This is a genomic window from Streptomyces hypolithicus (genome assembly GCF_052934925.1).
In genome coordinates this window covers 2,770,802-2,787,738 of sequence record NZ_CM128811.1, presented here as the reverse complement: position 1 = coordinate 2,787,738, position 16,937 = coordinate 2,770,802, and the positions used below count along the sequence as shown (strand labels likewise).

The following is a 16,937-nucleotide window of genomic DNA, read 5'->3' as shown; positions in this document are numbered from 1 at the left end:
CAGACGGGACTTCTGAAACACGACCTAGCTTGAGATTTAACCTCCGGATTCGAACAGCTCCGACCAGCCCTTCCTGCCGCACGAGCAGGCTCCGCAGCACAGTCGGAAATCTAAGCAAGTCGGGACAAACGGTGCGCATGCTGGTTCCGTGAAGCCGACTTGCGGTCGTGTTCGAGCGGCGAGGTTAAATCTCAAGCTAGGGGGTGGCGCCGGGGCTCTCGCCGGGGCCGGGGGTGCCGGCCGAGCTCGGTTCGGGGGACAGCCACGCCATGCCGACGAGTACGGCGGCCAGGAAGGCGATGGCACCGGCGATCGCACTGGCGACGCGCGGCCTGCGGCGTACGAAGACGCGGGTACTGGCCCGTGGGCTGGGCGCCGCCCGGCGGCGCGAGGCGGGCCGGGCAGCGAGACCGGGTGCCCGGTTGGCCGGGAGCGCGTGGACGGCGGCGGGCCGGGGCGTGGGCCGCACGGGGCCGTCGACCGGCCGCGCCGCGCGGGGCAGCGGCCGGGGCAGCGGCTGGGGCCGGCCGCGCCAGTTGCTGTCCTGGCGGAACCATTCGGCGGCCTGGTCGGCCGTCGGCCGGTCCGCTGGCTGCTTGGCGAGCAGCCTCAGCAGATACGCCTCGAAGGGGCCCGGCACGTCCACGCCGAGCTGACGCGGCGGCATCGGGGCCGCGTCGACGTGCTGGTAGATCGTGCCGGTCGCGGTGTCGGACTGGAACGGGGGGCGGCCCGCGAGCAACTGGTAGAGCACGCAGCCGAGGGAGTACATGTCGGACGCGGGCCCGGCCGGCCGGCCCAGCGCGCGCTCGGGGGCCAGGTAGAGGCTGGTGCCGACGATCTGCCCGGCGGTGGTGAGGGCGGCGCCGGGGTCGTCGATGAACTGAGCGATGCCGAAGTCCGCGATCTTGACCGTACCGTCGAAACTCGTCATCAGGTTGCCGGGCTTGATGTCCCGGTGCACGACGCCCTGGCGGTGCGCGGCGGCCAGCCCGGCGGAGGCCTGAGCGGCGATGCGGGCGACCCGGTCGGCGCCCAGCGCGCCCTCGGCGAGCAGGTCCTGGGCGAGACTGGTGCCCTCGACGAGTTCCATCACCAGGTAGAAGCGGTCCTGCCACGCGCCGAAGTCGAACACCGCCACCAGGTGCGGGTGGCTGAGCCGCGCGGCGGTCTGGGCCTCAAGGCGGAATCGGGCCGCGGCCGAGGTGTCGGCCTCGCTCCCGAGCAGCAGCTTCACGGCGACGGGCCGGCCCAGCACCTCGTCAGTGGCCCGCCAGACCTCGCCCATGCCACCCCGCCCGATGGGCGTGTCCAGGCGGTATCTCTCCCCGACCAGCACCTGCGCTCCAACCCCACTGCAATTCCGACAACCCCGCCGTCGCTGAACCTACTTCACCGAGCTGGCCGACTTGCCGGTGAGGTCCCGATGAGGTGCGGCCCGCGCGCCACCCGGCCCGCTGAAAGCGCCGTGAAACCACCGTAAGTCCGGCCGCGCGCACGCCTTCGCCTACGATGAACGGCCGCCCCCGGCCCCCGGCCGCAGAGCGGTACCCCGCCGCGATGCGGCAGGGTACCGGGCTCCGGGTGACTCGGGGTGATCAGTCCTGGGCGAGCGGCAGTGCTACGTCGACGACCTGGTCGCGGTCGGGGAAGGTGCCCTTGAAGGTGGTCTCCCCGTCCAGCAGGTTCACGCTGTAGAAGCGGTACGTGCCGCCGGCCAGGAGGGCCGCGAAGCCGCAGTTCGTGGACTTCTTGGCCGAGTAGTACACGTCGAAGCCGGCCGAGGGGCCCGCGTTGACGCCGAGGTTGCCGGTGGGGGCGAGGTTTCCGGCGTTGGCCGGGGACTGGATCGACACACGGTCGTTGACCGTGTCGATGTCGAAGAGGGTGGTCGCGGTGGCCGCGTTCAGGTCGTTGTTCGTGTAGCCGGCGCCGGTCACGCCCTTGGCCGTGGTCGGGGGCATCGTCGGGTTGGTGAGGGTGCCGTCCACCGTGGTGCCGAGGGGCGCCATGCCGTCGTCGATGTTGTGGCGCAGGTTCTGGCCGGTGTCGCTGATGACCCGCAGCCGGTTGGCCGCCGGGTTGAAGTCCACGCCGAAGTGCTTGCCCTTCAGCGCGACGGTGAGCTTGGAGACCTTGGTGGCCTTGGCGTTGTCCGTGTTGAGGAGGTAGATGCCGCCCTTGTCACCGACGCCGTACAGCTTCGAGTTCTGTACCCGGTAGTCGATGCCGACCAGCTTGGTGTCGCGCCTGAGGCCCGACACCCTGCCCAGCGGGTTGACGTTGGTCGGGTCGTTCGTGCTGAACTGGACCAGACGCTGACCACTGGTCAGGCCGATCACGTCCAGACGATCCCCGTTGCGGCCGCTCTCCGACTCGGTCGGCGAACCGGCGCTCGCGCTGCCGGCGAGGACGAGGGTGGACACCATCGCGGCCAGCGCCGCCGACGTGAGGACTGCTTTGCGCATCAAGCATCTCCGAGGTCCGGACCTGCCTCTGGCAGCAGGTCACGAGACCAGAAACTAACCGAACATTCGCGAAATCAGCTCGCAATACACCAACTTTGGTACATCAGAGAATAAACGGACAGGCGGGGTGCCTTCGTAAGGCCTATTCCTCCTCGCTCGCCAACGCGTTGAGGGCGGCGGCGTCGCTTCGGCTCTCTCCCCTGGGGGCCCGCCCAACCGCGGGAACGGCGGCGAGCCTATACACCGGTCAGTCGACGATCGCGCCGCAGGTGAGGTTCACGACCGCGCCGGTCATCGCGCCCGCGCGGTCCGAGGCCACGAACGCCGCCGTGTCGGCGACCTCCGCCAGCCGGGGCAGCCGGCGCAGCGCGGCGCCCTCGATCAGGGGCCGCAGCGCTTCGGGGTGGCTCTCGGCGATCTCCGGGTGGGTGTCGGGCGTGAAATTGGGGCGCAGCGCGACGACCCGTACCCCCCGGGGCCCGACCTCACCGGCGAGCGTGCGCGTCAGGCACTCGATCGCATGACAGCTTTCTCCCGAGTCGATGGGTCAAGCCGCTCATTCTCCCGGCAGCGGTGGCGGCGGCAACAGAGAGACCGGTGGCCCCGATCAGTCGGTCGGCACGCACAGCACCGGGATGTCCGAGAGCTGCAGCAGCTTGTGCGGCGTGGATCCCAGCAGCGCGCCGCGCATCGGGCTCTCGCCCCAGCTGCCGACGACGATGACGCGTGCCTCATGACGTGCCGCCGCGTCGAGCAGTGCCTGGGCCGGCTTCTCGTCGACGATTTCGGCGGTCGTCGGTACGCCCGCCTCGTCCGCCGCCTCGACGGCGTGGGCCAGTGCGATGCGGCCTGCCTGCCGCAGGGCCTCCTCGTGCGTGCGGTACTCCTCACCCACGCCGCCGGGCGCGGCGGCTCCGTACACCAGCACCAGGGGTTCGCCGAACGCGGCCGACACCTCGATCGCTACGCGGAGCGCGTGCGCCGCCCCGGGCGACTCGTCGTATCCGAGGACCACCGACATCTCAGGACTCCTTGCCGCGGACGAGTGCGGGGTCCACCACCGTGGGCCGCTCCGACCAGAAGGGAGGCGACACCAGGCGCCATACGAACATGATGACCAGGCCCGTCACCGCGATGGCGATGGCGATGACCAGCGGCGGGCCCAGCCCGAACCAGGAGACGCCGCTGTACGAGTTCTCCGGGTCGGCCATGTCGGTGATCGACTCCACCAGCAGCCACACCAGCAGCGCGGAGCCGACGAGCGGGCCGACGCCGATGAGGACGAAGCTGCCGATGCTCGCGGTCAGGTGGCGGCGGTAGTAGACGGCGCAGGCGAGGCCGGTGAGGGCGTAGTAGAACGCGATGAGCAGCGACAGGGCGGTGAGCGAGTCGAACAGCGCGTTCTCGCTGATCTGGTTGACGACGACGTACCAGCCGATCGCGATGCCGGCGACCCACCACGTGCTCACCTGCGGTGTCCGGAACCGCGGGTGGATGTGGGCGAACTGCTCGGGCAGCGCGCGCCGGCGGGCCATGGACAGTGCGGTACGGGACGCCGGGATGATCGTCGTCTGCGTCGACGCGATCGCGGAGGTGGAGACGGCGAGCAGGACGACCCAGTCCCAGCTGCCCATGACCTCCTCGGCCAGCACGGCGAAGACGGCCTCCTCCTCGCCCGCGTTCTCGGCGAGGAACGTCGTCCCGGCGTAGGCCACCACCGCGAAGCCGACCGAAAGGTAGGTGACCAGCAGGACGACGGTCGACCAGATGCCGGCTTTTCCGGGGGCGGTGGCGGAGTCCTTCACCTCCTCGGTGAGGTTGACCGCCGACTCCCAGCCCCAGTAGATGAACACCCCGAGCAGCAGGCTCCCCGTCAGGGCCGCCCCGCCCGCCCCGAACGGGTTGAGCCAGTGGAGTGACGGCTCGATGGGGTCGAGGGTGCCGGTCCCGGCGTACACGCGGTAGAGCGCCACGACCGCGAAGACGGTCAGGAAGGCGACCTGCAGCAGGATGAGGACGTTCTGCACGTGCGCGGACGCTTCGGTGCCGATGACGCACACGGCGGTCATCACAAGGATGAGCAGCACGGTCAGGGACTGGCGTACGACCTCGCTGTCGGCCCAGCTGTCGAGGCCGATGGCGGGCAGGCCGAAGCGTACGGCGACGTCCGCCAGCGAGCCGATGACCAGAACCCCGGTCATGGTGATGGCCCAGCCGCCCAGCCAGCCGGCCCACGGGCCCATCGCCCGCGTCACCCAGGAGAACGTCGTGCCGCAGTCCTGGTCGACCTTGTTGAGGTAGTAGAACGCCGAAGCGATGAGCAGCATCGGTACGAAGGACGCGATCATCACGCCGGGAGCGTAGATGCCGACGAGGGCCACGATCGGGCCGATGGCGGCGGCCAGTGAATAGGCCGGGGAGGTGGAGTTGAGCCCGATGACGAGCGCGTCGACGAACCCGATCGCGTTGTGCTTCAGCTCGGCGGGCGGGCTCTCGCCGCTGGGATTCGCGCGTGGTGGCGTGGCGCCCGGGTCGTCGTCGGCCATGCTCCCTCGCTTCTGCCGTGCTGCTGCCGTTACTGCTGCCCGTACGTACACAGCAACGGTCTCGCGTCCCGGGTGCGTGCGCATCGCGAGGCGGGGCGGGGCGCGAATCGGTCAGTGGTAGGCGTGGACGACCGCGTGGCCCTTGCCCCGGGCGATGAGCCACCGGTTGACCGGCACGGTCAGGACGAATGCGACGGCCAGCGCGAAGGCGAGCGCGCCCCAGAACAGGAAGCTGCCGAGACCCGCGTCCATGGCTCCGGGCACGGTGAGCATGACGCCGTTGTCCACGATTTCCATGACGGTGATGGAGAGCGTGTCGGCGGCGAGCGCGACCTTCAGTGCCTGGCGCAGGGGGACGTCTGCCCTGAGTACGCCGCGCATGGTCAGCGCGTATCCGAAGACGAAGGCCAGGGCGACGGCCAGGGCGATGGTGGCGCCGTCGGACAGGCCTACGGCGGTGCCGATGGCCATGCCCAGGACTTCGCCGATGGCGCATCCCGTCAGGCAGTGCAGCGTCGCCTGGGCCGCCGTGCGCCAGGAGGAGGCTCCGGAGGTGGGGTGGCCGGTGTGGTCGTGCTTGGTGTGGTCGGGCTCCGTGTGGTCGGGTTTCGTGTGGTCGGGTTTCGTGTGGTGGGCGTGGTGATCCATGGCTGTCTCCTTTTCGCGTCCCTGTTCTGCACGGTATACCCCCCAGGGGTATGCTGCAAGGGTGGAATCGCTCAGCGGGACCGGTGGGCGCGCGGTGCGGCGTGCCTACGATGGGCTGGTGACCACCGTCGAGTACGCCCCGCAGTCGCAGCCGGTGCTGCGGGTGCGTGCGCTGCTCGTCCTCGGTCTGCTGGTCGGTCTGCTCGGCATGCACGGCCTGGCGCCGGGCGACCCGCAGCCGTCGGGGCATCACACCGCGGCGATCGGCGCCGCTACGGCGCACGGCACCGCGCCGGGGGAGAGGGTCTCCGTACCGGACGACTGTGATCACGACCGGCGGGACGGTGGCGGCGGTGGCTGTCACGACGGGGCCGCGCACGCCGACGCGACCTGCGCGTCAGGCGCCGTGGGGGCCGGCCCCGCGCTGCCGGCGCTGACGCCCGTACCTGGCTGCCTGGCCGCCGCCGCCGAGCCGCTGCTCGCCGCGGGGTACGGAACACCCGACGGCGCCCGCGCGCCGCCGACCCTGGCGGAACTCCAAATCCTGCGGATCTAGAACACGCCCAGCGGTACCGCATGCCCACTACGGGCCGGTGCCGCGTGCGGGCGTACGTACACTCATCCGCGATCTCCAGGAGTTCCGTCATGACGACGTCGAACCGAACGAACCGAACGAACCGAACGAACCGAACGAACCGTTCACCGATCCGCCGCGCGGCCCTCGTGGCCGCCACCGCCACCGCCGCTCTCGTCCTCTCCGCATGCGGCGGCGACAACGACCCGGGCGCGAAGGATTCCAGCTCCCAGTCGGCTCCGACCGGCGCGCGCAACGCCGCGCACAACGCCGCGGACACCGCCTTCGCGCAGGGGATGATCCCGCACCACCGGCAGGCCGTCGAAATGGCCGGCCTGGCACCCGACCGGGCGTCCTCGGCCGAGGTCAAGAAGCTGGCCGCCCAGATCAAGACTGCGCAGGCCCCTGAGATCGAGACGATGTCCGGCTGGCTCACGGCGTGGGGCGAGAAGGTCCCCGAGGACATGGCCGGGGACGTGGACCACTCCGAGCACGGCGGTACGCCCGGCATGATGAGCGCGGGCGACATGGGCAAGCTCAAGCAGGAGTCCGGCCCGGCGTTCGACACGATGTTCCTCGCCCTGATGGTCGAGCACCATGAGGGCGCGGTCGAGATGGCCAAGGCCGAGAAGAGCAAGGGCGAATACGCCCCGGCCAAGACGCTTGCCGACGCGATCGTCAGGGGGCAGACGTCCGAGATCGAGCAGATGAACGGGTTGCTGAAGAAGAACTGACCCCACGCGACTGGGCCACTGGCCACTGGCCACTGGCGACTGACAACTGGCGACTGACAACTGTCCGCTGACAACAGCGACCGGGCCGGCACCCGCACCACCACTCACCCTGAGCCGGCCCGGTTCTGCCCTGCCTGCGGGTGGGGGCTGGTCAGAATGACCGGTGGATCAGTTCCCGCGAGGCGCGTACATGATCACGGCCATGCCCGCCAGGCAGACCAGAGCACCGATGACGTCGTAACGGTCGGGGCGGTAGCCGTCGGCGACCATGCCCCAGGCGATCGATCCGGCGACGAAGACGCCACCGTAGGCGGCCAGGATGCGGCCGAAGTTGTCGTCGGACTGGAGAGTGGCGACGACTCCGTAGAGGCCGAGGGCGATGACGCCGGTGCCGATCCAGATCCAGCCCCTGTGCTCGCGGATGCCCTGCCAGACCAGCCAGGCGCCGCCGATCTCGAAGAGGGCGGCCACGACGAACAGCGCAACGGAACGAGCGACAACCATGCCGCCCGACCTTACGGGCTGCCCGCGCGGATGCCCCTCAGCGGGCGTTCGCACCCCGCGTCGACGGCCGCCGCCGGGGGCTCAGAGCGGCGGTTCGGGGAGGTCGTCGTCGAGGATGCCGGTCCTGGCGATGAGGTAGGCGAGCTGGGCGCGGCTGCGACTGCCCAGGAGCTCCGAGGCCTTGCGCACATGGCTGGCGACGGTCCGGGTGCTCATGCCGAGGCGTCCCGCGATGCTCTCGTCGGTGTAGCCGTTCACCATGAGCTGCAGGATCGCGCGGCGGGTCTCATCCGTGAGCAGGGGCGGCCGGTGCTCGCCCGGGTTGTGCGGCAGGGGGTGGGCGCGTTCCCAGGAGTGGTCGAAGAGACCGACGAGGTAGCGGATCAGCCCGGGGTGCTCGATGGCCACGGCGACCTGGCGCCGTTCCTCGCCGGGATCGGGTACGAAGGCGATCTTCCGGTCGCACACGATGAGGCGGTCGAACACCTCGTCCAGGGTGCGCACTTCCGCCCCGGCCTCGCATACCTGCTCCACGTAGGACAGCGTCGGGCTGTGGGAACGGACGGTGTGCTGGTAGATCGTGCGCTGACGCACACCGCGCCCGAGGGCTGCCAGGTCGCTGGCGAGGGCCTTCTCCAGGAGGTCCCGCGGGCGGCCGCCGCCCGGCTGGGCGGTGAGGAGTTCCTCCTGGCAGGAGAGCACGGCGGAGGAGAGGGTGGCGCTGATGACGCCCGCGCCACTGATGACGCGAACGCCCCGCCGCCCGGCCGGCTCCACCGGCCAGGCGGCACAGTCACCCCTCGGCGGCCGCTCGCAGTCGGGGAGTGACCAACTGCTCTTCACCTTGCAACCATTGCGGCCGTTCATGAGTCCTTCACACGCAACACTGTTTCGTCACACGATGAAGGAGCTCAATCTTGCGTAAGCGTCCTGTCATAGCCGCGGCCATCGCTGCCGGCACGCTGGCCCTCCTCGCCGCCGCCCCGGCTCAAGCCGTCGAGTACAGCTCGGCGTTGAAGGTCCGTGGAGTCCAGTACGACGCGCCCGGCAGCGACTCCAACAGCTGCTCCTACGGCAACACCGACGAGGAGTACCTGACGCTGAAGAACTACTCGTCCTCGGCGACCATCAACCTCAAGGGCTACGCCGTCAAGGACGCCACGGGCAACCGCTTCACCTTCACCGCGACCCACTACCTCCAGCCCGGGGACTACGTGAGGCTCCGCGGTGGCCACGGCAGCGATTCCGACAAGTACAACGTGGTCTACCGCGACAACTGCAACTTCATCTGGAACAACGACCGCGACACGATCTACCTGTACAAGCCCTCCGGCAGCCGCTCGGACGTCCATTCCTACACCAAGAGCGGATCCGACCCCGACGGCAACGGCTACATCGGCTACCACAGCTGAGCTGGCAGCGCGTGGTCCCCGCCTCCTGAGCGGAGGCGGTGACCCGTCCGGTAGGTCCGGACAACACAACGGCCCAGGTCGGGGATTCATGTTTCTGGCCCAGGCCTTCTTCTTCGGAGCGGCTGGTGCTCTTCATGTTCGACCGGCACGCGGAAAGGCCGGACTACCGGCCCCGGTGGACCTCAAGCCGGCTATGGCGCCGCTCGTAGGCAGAGGCGGGACGGCGCCTCCTTCACTTTGGCTCTCTCCCGGTCTGTACCCTTGGTGCCCCCTGTTCGCCGCCCTGAAGGGCTGGGGGCACGCGCCTGGTGCACGGCGGGATGAGGTCGCTCGGGGCGGTGGCGCACGGCCGCATGCCTTGCTCTGCGACCGCTCGGCCTGCCTCAATCGCTGCTCAGCGCGGTCGCCCGTCGGCTCCCCCTCGAGATGAACAAGAGGCCAGATCGCTCCTTGCCGTACCGATGGCGGGGCAAGGGGAGACGGGCCTCTGTGCTGGTCACCCGGATCCCGATGAACGAGACCGAAGCCGAAACCGGAGCGGTCCGTCTCCGCTCTCAGTGCCGGCCGTGTCGGTCTTCGATCCGCCACGCCGAACCGCTGGACGCCCTGAGGTGCCTGAGCGATGGTCACAGCGGGTGCGTAGCGCAGCGTATTGCACTGCGATACGCTGGCTTCATGAAGACCATCACCCAGCGGGAGCTTGCCGCGCGCTCCAAGGCTGTGCTCGACGATGTCGAAGCGGGTGAGACCTACCACGTCACTCGTAACGGCACTGAGATCGCCGAGGTGCGCCCGCTCACCTCCCGGCGCCGCTTCGTTCCCGTGGAGGAACTCCAGCGGAAATGGCGCCATGCGCCTGGCGCCGACGCTGCTCGGATGCGAGCGGAGGCCGACGAGTACTTCGGCACAGAGGACCGTGTCGGTGACGATGACAATCCGTGGGACCACGCGTGACCGGCAGGCTGTCACGTGGACTGCTCGACACGTGTGTCGTTATCGATCTGCAGGTGATCGATCCAGACCTGCTGCCGGTGGAGGCGGCTGTGTCCTCAATCGTCCTGGCGGAGCTGGCCCAGGGCGTGGCGATGACGAAGGACCCGGTGGAGATGATGGCGCGAGCGCAGCGTCTGGCGGACGTCGAAGCGGACTTCGCGGCCATCCCCTTCGAGCGGGAGGCTGCCCGCAGATTCGGCACGCTGGTCGCCCTCACCATCAAGGCGAAACGCGATCCACGTCCCCGCCGAATGGACCTGATGATCGCCGCCACAGCTGTCGCCCAGGGCCTCCCGCTCTACACGCGTAATGCTGATGACTTCAAAGGGCTGGAACAGGGCGTCGAGATCATCCCCGTGTGAGCAGGGTGGCGAAGTGCAGCCGCCTCTCCCACATCGGCTTGCTCGGCTCCCCTGCTCGGCACACTCCTCGGCTCCCCTGCTCGGCCGGGCTGCGCACGGTGGCCGGCACCACGGTGTCGGGCCCACGTGGGATCGCGGGGTACATCGGCCCGCAAGTCGGTGGACATCTCGCACCCCCTCAACGTGCTGGAGGAGAGCCACCTGCTGGTGCGGGAAATCGACATCTTCAGGGCCGGGAAGTCGCAGTACCGCATCACTGAGCCACTGATCAATTTCTCGAGGCCGTGATGCGGCCCGCCTGGAGGGCCGGCCAGGCCTCGGACGTATGGGCACAGCCGGCGGAGCGCTGCGCAGCCCAGGTCGCCGGGCCGCACTTCGAGGCGATGTGCCGGGAGTACGTTCTCGGGCCGGGGCGGTCCCTGCTCAGTTCCGCCTTGGGTCAGGTCGGCGGCGGCGTGGTGACCGACCGCAGGCTTCAGTGATGCGTTGCGCACCGAAGCGGCACGCAGCGACGACCGTGTCCTGCTCATCGGCCTCGATGAACTCTACGGTCGGGCGGTCCCTGCCCCGCCCCGCTGAAAGGCCGGAGTTCCAATGGCCCCGAACGCCACCAGCTACTGCGTCTGCCCCTTCGGCGCAGACGCGTCCCAGGGAGCGGGCTGGTGCCATGTCTCGATCACTCCGCGGGAAGAGACTCCTGGTGACGTCCCAGGGCAGGGAACACCAAGCTCATGGCCTTACCCAGCGTTGAGACCGAGACCCGGCGCTAATGGGGAGGTCACAAGAGAGGAGGGCATCATCTCCCCCGGTCTGGCCTGCGAAAAAAACGACCATGCGCGGAATCCTCGGCCCCCCGCTGGGCGCCGTTGCTGACCGCTGCCTACCGCTCCGACTGGCACGTAGTGGCACGGCCGGTCACAGAATCAGGACCAGGCGTCATGGAGGTCCTCGGGCGTGAGGGTGTGGACGCCGTCGGCGGTGCAGCCGCTGCGGGTGACGGCGAGCAAGGGGGTGGTGTCGTCCGCGCCGGGAAGCTGGGAGCGGTGGGTGATGAGGCGGGCGAGGTCGCGGTTGTCGAAGTGTCAAGCCCCGGGTTTCGTGGAGAGTGAGTTAGCTGGTTTTCTGGAGTGACGCAGGAGGTTCGGCCGCGAGGTAGTGGGCGGCTTCGTGTTCGGCGGGGGTGATGTGGCCGAGTTCGCCGTGCAGGCGTCGCTGGTTGAACCAGTCGACGTACTCGGCGACGGCGATCTCGACGTCGTTGATGCCGGTCCATGGGCCCTTGTTGCGGATCAGCTCGGCCTTGAACAGGCTGTTGAATGCCTCGGCGAGAGCGTTGTCGTACGAATCGCCCTTGGAACCGACCGAGGCGACGGCGGCCGCCTCGTCGAGGCGCTCGGTGTAGCGGATGGCCCGGTATTGGGCGGATTCAACCGGTCGTCGCAACACCTTGATCGTGGAGGTGTCCGATGGGACGGCCGACTGGGTGGACGACGGCGGTAACAGGGCGCCCGGCGATGCGATCGCCGGGCAGACCGCCGATTCGTCGGGATGTGGAGCGTGTCTTCTGGAAGAAGATTGCTGAGGGGCTGACCAGTGAGGATGCGGCGATCGCGTGCGGCGTGTCGGGGCCCGTGGGAACTCGGTGGTTCCGGGAACGTGGCGGGATGCCGTCGATCCAGATTGGCCCGGTGTCGGGCAGGTATCTCTCCTTCGAAGAGCGTGAAGAGATCGCTCTGCTGAAGGCTCAGGACGCCGGGGTCCGGGAGATCGCCCGCAGGCTGGGCAGGACCCCTTCGACGATTTCGCGGGAACTGCGGCGCAACGCCGCCACCCGCAATGGACAGCTCGCCTACCGGGCGTCGATCGCGCAGTGGAAGGCCGAACTGGCCGCGCAGCGGCCGAAACTGTCCAAGCTGGCCGGCAACGAGCGGCTGCACGAGTACGTCCAGGACCGCCTGGCCGGAGAGATCCGCTACCAGGACGGTGCACCTGCGCCGGGGCCCGCGGTATCGCGGTGGAAGGGACGGAACAAGCCGAGGCGTCAGGACCGCCGTTGGGCCACATCGTGGAGCCCACAGCAGATATCCAACCGGCTGAGGGTCGACTTCCCCGATGATGAGTCCATGCGTATCTCGCACGAGGCGGTCTACCAGGCGCTCTACGTCCAGGGCCGCGGCGGGCTGAAGCGTGAACTCGTCGCCTGCCTGCGTACCGGCCGAGCCCTACGAGTGCCCCGGGCCCGCACCGCTGGCCGGGGGAAGAAATTCGTCACCGAGGAGGTGCTGATCAGTCAGCGGCCGGCTGAGGTGGAGGACCGGGCGGTCCCCGGTCACTGGGAGGGCGACCTCATCATCGGCCTGAACAGCTCCGCGATCGGCACCCTGGTGGAACGCAGCAGCAGGTTCACGATGCTGTTGCACCTGCCGCCGATGCCCGGCCACGGCGGCCCACGGACCAAGAACGGCCCCGCGCTTGCCGGTCACGGAGCCGAGGCCGTACGTGCAGCCCTCGCGGAAGTGATCGTCGACCTTCCCTCCCAGCTCCGCAAGTCCCTTACCTGGGACCAGGGTTCGGAACTGGCGCAGCACGCCCTGCTCCGCATCGACACAGGTCTGGAGATCTACTTCGCCGACCCGCACAGCCCCTGGCAGCGCGGAACCAATGAGAATACCAACGGCCTGCTACGGCAGTACTTCCCGAAGGGCACCGACCTCAGCAGGCACACCCGCGAAGACCTCGCCGCCGTCGCCGCCGCCCTTAACAGCAGACCTCGCAAGACCCTTGGCTGGAGGACCCCAGCCGAGACTCTCGACAGTCACCTACTATCGACACAAAGCGGAAGTGTTGCGACGACTCCTTGAACCCAAGTTGCACGCCGCGGTCCGAGTGATGCGTGAGGCCGCTGAGGTCGGTTCCGGTGTGCCGGCGGCGCCAGATCGCCATCTCCAGCGCGTCGAGGGCGAGGTCGGTATAGAGGGAGGTGGCGACCTGCCAGCCGACGACCATGCGGGAGAAGACGTCGATGACGAAGCCGGCGTAGACCCAGCCGGAGAAGGTGCGGATGTAGGTGATGTCGGCCACCCACAGCTGGTTCGGCGCGGTCGCGGTGAACCGCCGCTCGACCAGGTCGGCGGGCCGGTCGGTCTCGGGTGCGGGGCGGGTGGTGCGTGGGCTCTTGGCCCGGATCACCCCGCGCAGCCCGGCCTGGCGCATGAGGCGTTCGACCGTGCATCGGGCCACCGTGAAGCCCTCACGCAGCAGGGCGGCATAGACCTTGCGGGCTCCGTAGACGCCGTAGTTGTCGGTATGGATGCGGCGTATCTCCTCGGTGAGCTCCTCGTCGCGCCGGCTGCGGGCCGACGGTGGGCGGTTGTGGGCGGCGTAGTAGGTGCTCGGCGCGATCGGCGCGTCCGTCTCGGCGAGGACGTGATGTAGGCGACCTTCATCGCAGTGGACGGTCCAGCTCCGCGGCGAAGAAAGCCGAGGCGGACTTCAATATTGCGTTCGCCCGCCGCAGTTCCTTCACCTCCCGTTCCAGCTCCGCGATCCAGGCGGCCTCGGCGCTGGTGGTCCCGGGCACGATGCCTTCGTCGGTCTCGGCCCGCTTGACCCACCCCCGCAGGGCCTCTGGGTGCACGTCGAGCTGGTCAGCGATGCGTTTGATCGCGCCGGCCCGGCCGACCGGGTCCTTACGGGCCTCGACCGCCAGACGCGTCGCGCGCTCTCGCAGTTCGTCGGGGTACTTACGGGGAGCAGCCGTGATCGGCATCCTTCCGGGTCTTCGATGTCTCCATCAAACCCGGGCGATTCAATCCGGGTCAGCGGGTCACCTCTGGATGGTGACGTGCCCGTCGCTATCGGACGTGCCGTTCTGAGCGGTCACGGCCGGCTCACTGGTGTGTCGGGTCCGCTGGCGGCGGCAAGTGTCCTTTGCCTCCCTGTGCTTCCGTTCGATGCGCTGGCCCCATCCGACCCCCAGGAGGACCAGGGACGCACCCACGACGCCATAAACTCCCAGGCGGTCTCCGCCCAGAAGGACCCCGACGAGGAGCGCCCAAATGGGTTCGGTACCCAGCAGCAAACTGACGCGGGAAGGGGAGGTTGTCCGCACTGCCCACATCTGGACAAAAAATGCGAAGACCGTACCGATCAGCGCTAGGTACAGAAGGACCACCCAAAGATCGGGGCCCAGCCTGGAGGCCACGCTCCATGCAGACTCCCCGACGAACGGGCTGGCAGAACAGAACAGCGCTGCCGCTGTCGCCATCTGTACGTAGGTGAGGTTGAGCGAGTCGTACTTCTTCTCAGCGGACATACGGTGCATCACCGTGACATGAACGGCACGTACTGCTGCAGCAGCCAAGACCAGCCAGTCTCCAGCCGTCGGGGGGCGGAAGCCGGTTCCGGAAGCCAGTAGACCGACGCCAACGACGGCCACAGTAGCGGCGATGAAGAACTGTGGCGGGAGCCAGGATCTACCTACGGCGCTGTCCAAGATTGGGGTCATCACAATGGTGAGGCTGATGATGAGCCCAGCGTTCGTTGCACTGGTGTGAGCGATGCCGAATGTCTCGAAGAGGAGGATTACCGCCAGGATGAGGCCGAGGAGCATTCCCGTGGCTACTTCCTCACGCCTGGCGGCCCGCAGTCTGCGGAGACAGACGGGCAGCATTGCCCCCGCCGTGACCGTGAACCGGAGTGCCAGAATCGCTAGCACTGTGCCGGGAGTAACGAGCTCCTTCGCGGCCAGATAGGTGGAGCCCCACACGGCTGCCACCATCAGTAGAAGTACGTCTACCAGCTGGATCGGAGATCGGTTTGCGAGCATGGTCGTTCTCTTTCATGAGTTACACCATGCTCCTGAAGTGAGAATTAGCGGAACAAACTGTTCCTGTATCAGGGAGCTTTGGCGAGATAAGGGGAACGCCGCCTTGGCGTCTGATCGCCGATTGCAACCAGACCCCGGCTAGCCAGGCAACGCCGACTAGGCGACCTGATACGGGGCGGTCTCGAGGTGAATAGAGAACTTCTCCCAGGCTTCTCGGTCGCGGAGATAGTTCGGCTCATCGGCTGTGATCGACCGAGTCTCGGCCACACCAGGAGTCAGTCGCCAGCGCACGAATCCAGTCACCCGCACAGCACAGACGTCAATGAAGGATTGGATCGCCTCGTGCAACTGGCCGAACCAGCGGCCCTCCAGTGATTCGCGTACCCAAAGTTGTTCCAGATGCATCTTCTCGCGCATCGTCTCAGAGTCCAGGGTGGCGGTCTCCAAGTGCCGGTAGGTGCGCAGCAGCAGCCAAGCTGCCGGCATCTCTCTGATCTCCAGAACTTTCTCGCCGTTGTCGAGGTGTTCCAGGCCGCTGTAGCGGCCGATCCCATACGCACCGACGCGGGCATTCAGCTCGGCGATGAGTTCGATCAGTGGCATTTCAACCCCGTCCAGACTGACAGGTACGCCCTCGCGGAAGTGCACTTCGAGAGTCTCTTCGGACGCGTCCGAGCGTTTGGCACTCCACTGATACATGTGCTCAGGCACCGCGTGGTCCTCGGGATCGTCGAGGAGTCCAGATTCGAACTCACGGCACCAGAGGTTCGAATCACCGCTGACGATACGCTCGCTCATTTGGTCCAGGCCCACGGACTTGAGTTCTTGGATCTTCTGGTCCCGGTCTACCGGGTCGAGGTCGTAAGGGCTTCCGTACCGTCCGGAGAACCCAAGCAGAGCGAGGGCTCCATTCAACCGCCGCAGGGTATTCTGTGACCGGTTCGCAGTATGCAGGATGGCCACAGCCCCGAGCTCTTCCGCCAGCCCCACGGCGAGGCGGGCAATGAGAGGGCGACTCAATGTGGAACTGACTGGGTGTGTGTCGAGGTAGACCGCTTGGGCTTTGATCGCAGGGCGAACGAATTCCTCTATGAACTCCTGCCGACCGTCGACGACGTGCAGGCGTACGCCAAGTTCATCCGCGATGTGTTGCTTGTGTGAGCTGCTCTCGTCTTCGCCAAGGTCAACACTCACCGCGTGAATATTCTGAAACCCTGAGTCTTTCAACCGGAGTAGCAGGTAAGTGCTGTCCAAACCACCGCTGAACAGGGTAACGATAGGCTGATCCTTGCGCAGGAAACCGGGCGTGAGCTGCCCGAAAGACCGGATGATCTGTCCTTGCTTCAAGATGGTTTCCCTTGTCAGTTCTCGGTACTGGTGAACATGGCGATATAAGGACGTCCCGATGGCCTCGGCCATTGGAGGCAGAGGGAGTCAGCGGGGTAAAGCTGTGCAGAAGCAATTCGTCGTCTGCGAAGTCGAACGCTCGATACGGTGAAAGGCTACATGGCCGCCCATGTGCGGCTCTTCGATGGGAATCACTATTCTGGATGTACGCAGGCAGTAGGGGACTACGTCACTACGGACAGATGCAATAAGCCCCGACGGCACCCTGAAGGGACGATGTGTTCCCCGCTGCCGCGACTCCAGTAAGAGGATTCACCACAACGAGCACCTCAAAAGGGGACACTCGCTTGAGGTCCTAGAGAGTAACCACCCTCATAGCCCAACGCTACGTGAAGATGATCACAGGTGGAACTCCACAGCTCTGGCTGAACTCCCGCTCTACGGCGGCTGCCTGACAACGCCTGCGGCCCTGCGCCTGCGACACGCCTGGCCCGCCATGTGGTCCGCAGCGGCGGGGCCAC

At 67.7% G+C, this 16,937-nt stretch carries 21 protein-coding genes; 8 read left to right on the top strand and 13 right to left on the bottom strand.

The window, feature by feature from the left end:
- Nucleotides 1-196: 196 nt before the first annotated feature.
- The 6 genes from ACU6WZ_RS13135 to ACU6WZ_RS13110 form a co-directional block, all read right to left on the bottom strand.
- Nucleotides 197-1,339 carry a serine/threonine-protein kinase gene (locus ACU6WZ_RS13135; protein WP_514132735.1) on the bottom strand — a complete coding sequence of 381 codons (1,143 nt, stop codon included), beginning with the start codon at nt 1,337-1,339 and terminating at the stop codon, nt 197-199.
- Nucleotides 1,340-1,598: 259 nt separating this feature from the next.
- Nucleotides 1,599-2,468: a DUF4394 domain-containing protein gene (locus tag ACU6WZ_RS13130; protein ID WP_447033515.1), complete on the bottom strand. Its 870-nt coding sequence runs from the start codon at nt 2,466-2,468 to the stop codon at nt 1,599-1,601.
- A gap of 247 nt (nt 2,469-2,715) precedes the next feature.
- Nucleotides 2,716-2,985, bottom strand: coding sequence for an SDR family oxidoreductase (locus tag ACU6WZ_RS13125; RefSeq protein ID WP_447034014.1), 270 nt, complete (start codon nt 2,983-2,985; stop codon nt 2,716-2,718).
- 90 nt (nt 2,986-3,075) lie between these two features.
- Entirely contained in the window at nt 3,076-3,489 is a 414-nt protein-coding gene (locus tag ACU6WZ_RS13120) for a universal stress protein (protein WP_447033514.1), read from the bottom strand.
- A 1-nt stretch (nt 3,490) separates the two neighbouring features.
- Nucleotides 3,491-5,014: an APC family permease gene (locus ACU6WZ_RS13115; RefSeq protein ID WP_447033513.1), complete on the bottom strand. Its 1,524-nt coding sequence runs from the start codon at nt 5,012-5,014 to the stop codon at nt 3,491-3,493.
- A gap of 111 nt (nt 5,015-5,125) precedes the next feature.
- Nucleotides 5,126-5,662: a DUF4396 domain-containing protein gene (locus tag ACU6WZ_RS13110; RefSeq protein ID WP_447033512.1), complete on the bottom strand. Its 537-nt coding sequence runs from the start codon at nt 5,660-5,662 to the stop codon at nt 5,126-5,128.
- A 118-nt stretch (nt 5,663-5,780) separates the two neighbouring features.
- Between ACU6WZ_RS13110 and ACU6WZ_RS13105 the strand changes: the two genes are divergently transcribed.
- The gene (locus tag ACU6WZ_RS13105; protein ID WP_447033510.1) at nt 5,781-6,218 is read left to right on the top strand and encodes a DUF6153 family protein; all 438 of its coding nucleotides are present in this window, start codon (nt 5,781-5,783) and stop codon (nt 6,216-6,218) included.
- 89 nt (nt 6,219-6,307) lie between these two features.
- On the top strand, nt 6,308-6,970 hold the full coding sequence (locus tag ACU6WZ_RS13100; RefSeq protein ID WP_447033508.1) for a DUF305 domain-containing protein: 663 nt from the start codon (nt 6,308-6,310) through the stop codon (nt 6,968-6,970).
- 168 nt (nt 6,971-7,138) lie between these two features.
- Here ACU6WZ_RS13100 and ACU6WZ_RS13095 read toward each other — a convergent pair whose 3' ends face one another.
- Complete coding sequence (locus ACU6WZ_RS13095) at nt 7,139-7,474, bottom strand: YnfA family protein (RefSeq protein WP_447033507.1); 336 nt, start codon at nt 7,472-7,474, stop codon at nt 7,139-7,141.
- Between the two features lie 81 nt (nt 7,475-7,555).
- Nucleotides 7,556-8,341: a helix-turn-helix transcriptional regulator gene (locus tag ACU6WZ_RS13090; RefSeq protein WP_447033505.1), complete on the bottom strand. Its 786-nt coding sequence runs from the start codon at nt 8,339-8,341 to the stop codon at nt 7,556-7,558.
- A gap of 50 nt (nt 8,342-8,391) precedes the next feature.
- Between ACU6WZ_RS13090 and ACU6WZ_RS13085 the strand changes: the two genes are divergently transcribed.
- The 5 genes from ACU6WZ_RS13085 (at nt 8,392) to ACU6WZ_RS13065 (ending at nt 10,723) form a co-directional block, all read left to right on the top strand.
- On the top strand, nt 8,392-8,886 hold the full coding sequence (locus ACU6WZ_RS13085; RefSeq protein ID WP_447033503.1) for a lamin tail domain-containing protein: 495 nt from the start codon (nt 8,392-8,394) through the stop codon (nt 8,884-8,886).
- A gap of 675 nt (nt 8,887-9,561) precedes the next feature.
- Nucleotides 9,562-9,840, top strand: coding sequence for a type II toxin-antitoxin system Phd/YefM family antitoxin (locus tag ACU6WZ_RS13080; protein WP_447033502.1), 279 nt, complete (start codon nt 9,562-9,564; stop codon nt 9,838-9,840).
- Nucleotides 9,837-10,241, top strand: coding sequence for a type II toxin-antitoxin system VapC family toxin (locus ACU6WZ_RS13075; RefSeq protein WP_447033500.1), 405 nt, complete (start codon nt 9,837-9,839; stop codon nt 10,239-10,241). The genes ACU6WZ_RS13080 and ACU6WZ_RS13075 overlap by 4 nt, the downstream gene beginning before the upstream one ends.
- Before the next feature lie 126 nt (nt 10,242-10,367).
- Nucleotides 10,368-10,529, top strand: a complete 162-nt coding sequence (locus tag ACU6WZ_RS13070; protein WP_447033499.1) for a hypothetical protein — start codon at nt 10,368-10,370, stop codon at nt 10,527-10,529.
- Entirely contained in the window at nt 10,529-10,723 is a 195-nt protein-coding gene (locus ACU6WZ_RS13065; RefSeq protein ID WP_447033497.1) for a hypothetical protein, read from the top strand. The genes ACU6WZ_RS13070 and ACU6WZ_RS13065 overlap by 1 nt, the downstream gene beginning before the upstream one ends.
- A gap of 628 nt (nt 10,724-11,351) precedes the next feature.
- On the opposite strand, the gene ACU6WZ_RS13060 is transcribed toward ACU6WZ_RS13065, so the two are convergent.
- Nucleotides 11,352-11,684: an integrase core domain-containing protein gene (locus ACU6WZ_RS13060; protein WP_447033496.1), complete on the bottom strand. Its 333-nt coding sequence runs from the start codon at nt 11,682-11,684 to the stop codon at nt 11,352-11,354.
- Between the two features lie 23 nt (nt 11,685-11,707).
- Between ACU6WZ_RS13060 and ACU6WZ_RS13055 the strand changes: the two genes are divergently transcribed.
- Entirely contained in the window at nt 11,708-13,102 is a 1,395-nt protein-coding gene (locus tag ACU6WZ_RS13055) for an IS30 family transposase (RefSeq protein WP_447029501.1), read from the top strand.
- Here ACU6WZ_RS13055 and ACU6WZ_RS13050 read toward each other — a convergent pair.
- The 4 genes from ACU6WZ_RS13050 to ACU6WZ_RS13035 all read right to left on the bottom strand — a co-directional run bounded on the left by ACU6WZ_RS13050 (nt 12,999) and on the right by ACU6WZ_RS13035 (nt 16,488).
- Nucleotides 12,999-13,643, bottom strand: a complete 645-nt coding sequence (locus tag ACU6WZ_RS13050; protein ID WP_447034013.1) for an IS3 family transposase — start codon at nt 13,641-13,643, stop codon at nt 12,999-13,001. The genes ACU6WZ_RS13055 and ACU6WZ_RS13050 overlap by 104 nt on opposite strands.
- Nucleotides 13,644-13,683: 40 nt before the next feature.
- Nucleotides 13,684-14,010, bottom strand: a complete 327-nt coding sequence (locus tag ACU6WZ_RS13045) for a transposase (RefSeq protein WP_447033494.1) — start codon at nt 14,008-14,010, stop codon at nt 13,684-13,686.
- A 57-nt stretch (nt 14,011-14,067) separates the two neighbouring features.
- Nucleotides 14,068-15,069 (bottom strand): DMT family transporter, encoded by a 1,002-nt coding sequence (locus ACU6WZ_RS13040; protein WP_447033493.1) that lies wholly within the window; start codon nt 15,067-15,069, stop codon nt 14,068-14,070.
- Between the two features lie 156 nt (nt 15,070-15,225).
- Nucleotides 15,226-16,488, bottom strand: coding sequence for an argininosuccinate synthase-related protein (locus tag ACU6WZ_RS13035; protein WP_447033491.1), 1,263 nt, complete (start codon nt 16,486-16,488; stop codon nt 15,226-15,228).
- Between the last annotated feature and the right edge of the window lie 449 nt (nt 16,489-16,937).

What these genes read in the sequence shown, in the direction of transcription:
- ACU6WZ_RS13055 (WP_447029501.1), top strand. Translation starts at nt 11,708, where the DNA reads ATGGGACGGCCGACTGGGTGGACGACGGCGGTAACAGGGCGCCCGGCG.
- ACU6WZ_RS13100 (WP_447033508.1), top strand. Translation starts at nt 6,308, where the DNA reads ATGACGACGTCGAACCGAACGAACCGAACGAACCGAACGAACCGAACG.
- ACU6WZ_RS13115 (WP_447033513.1), bottom strand. Translation starts at nt 5,014, where the DNA reads ATGGCCGACGACGACCCGGGCGCCACGCCACCACGCGCGAATCCCAGC.
- ACU6WZ_RS13040 (WP_447033493.1), bottom strand. Translation starts at nt 15,069, where the DNA reads ATGCTCGCAAACCGATCTCCGATCCAGCTGGTAGACGTACTTCTACTG.
- ACU6WZ_RS13045 (WP_447033494.1), bottom strand. Translation starts at nt 14,010, where the DNA reads ATGCCGATCACGGCTGCTCCCCGTAAGTACCCCGACGAACTGCGAGAG.
- ACU6WZ_RS13120 (WP_447033514.1), bottom strand. Translation starts at nt 3,489, where the DNA reads ATGTCGGTGGTCCTCGGATACGACGAGTCGCCCGGGGCGGCGCACGCG.
- ACU6WZ_RS13110 (WP_447033512.1), bottom strand. Translation starts at nt 5,662, where the DNA reads ATGGATCACCACGCCCACCACACGAAACCCGACCACACGAAACCCGAC.
- ACU6WZ_RS13035 (WP_447033491.1), bottom strand. Translation starts at nt 16,488, where the DNA reads ATGGCCGAGGCCATCGGGACGTCCTTATATCGCCATGTTCACCAGTAC.
- ACU6WZ_RS13095 (WP_447033507.1), bottom strand. Translation starts at nt 7,474, where the DNA reads ATGGTTGTCGCTCGTTCCGTTGCGCTGTTCGTCGTGGCCGCCCTCTTC.
- ACU6WZ_RS13080 (WP_447033502.1), top strand. Translation starts at nt 9,562, where the DNA reads ATGAAGACCATCACCCAGCGGGAGCTTGCCGCGCGCTCCAAGGCTGTG.
- ACU6WZ_RS13065 (WP_447033497.1), top strand. Translation starts at nt 10,529, where the DNA reads ATGCGGCCCGCCTGGAGGGCCGGCCAGGCCTCGGACGTATGGGCACAG.
- ACU6WZ_RS13130 (WP_447033515.1), bottom strand. Translation starts at nt 2,468, where the DNA reads ATGCGCAAAGCAGTCCTCACGTCGGCGGCGCTGGCCGCGATGGTGTCC.
- ACU6WZ_RS13090 (WP_447033505.1), bottom strand. Translation starts at nt 8,341, where the DNA reads ATGAACGGCCGCAATGGTTGCAAGGTGAAGAGCAGTTGGTCACTCCCC.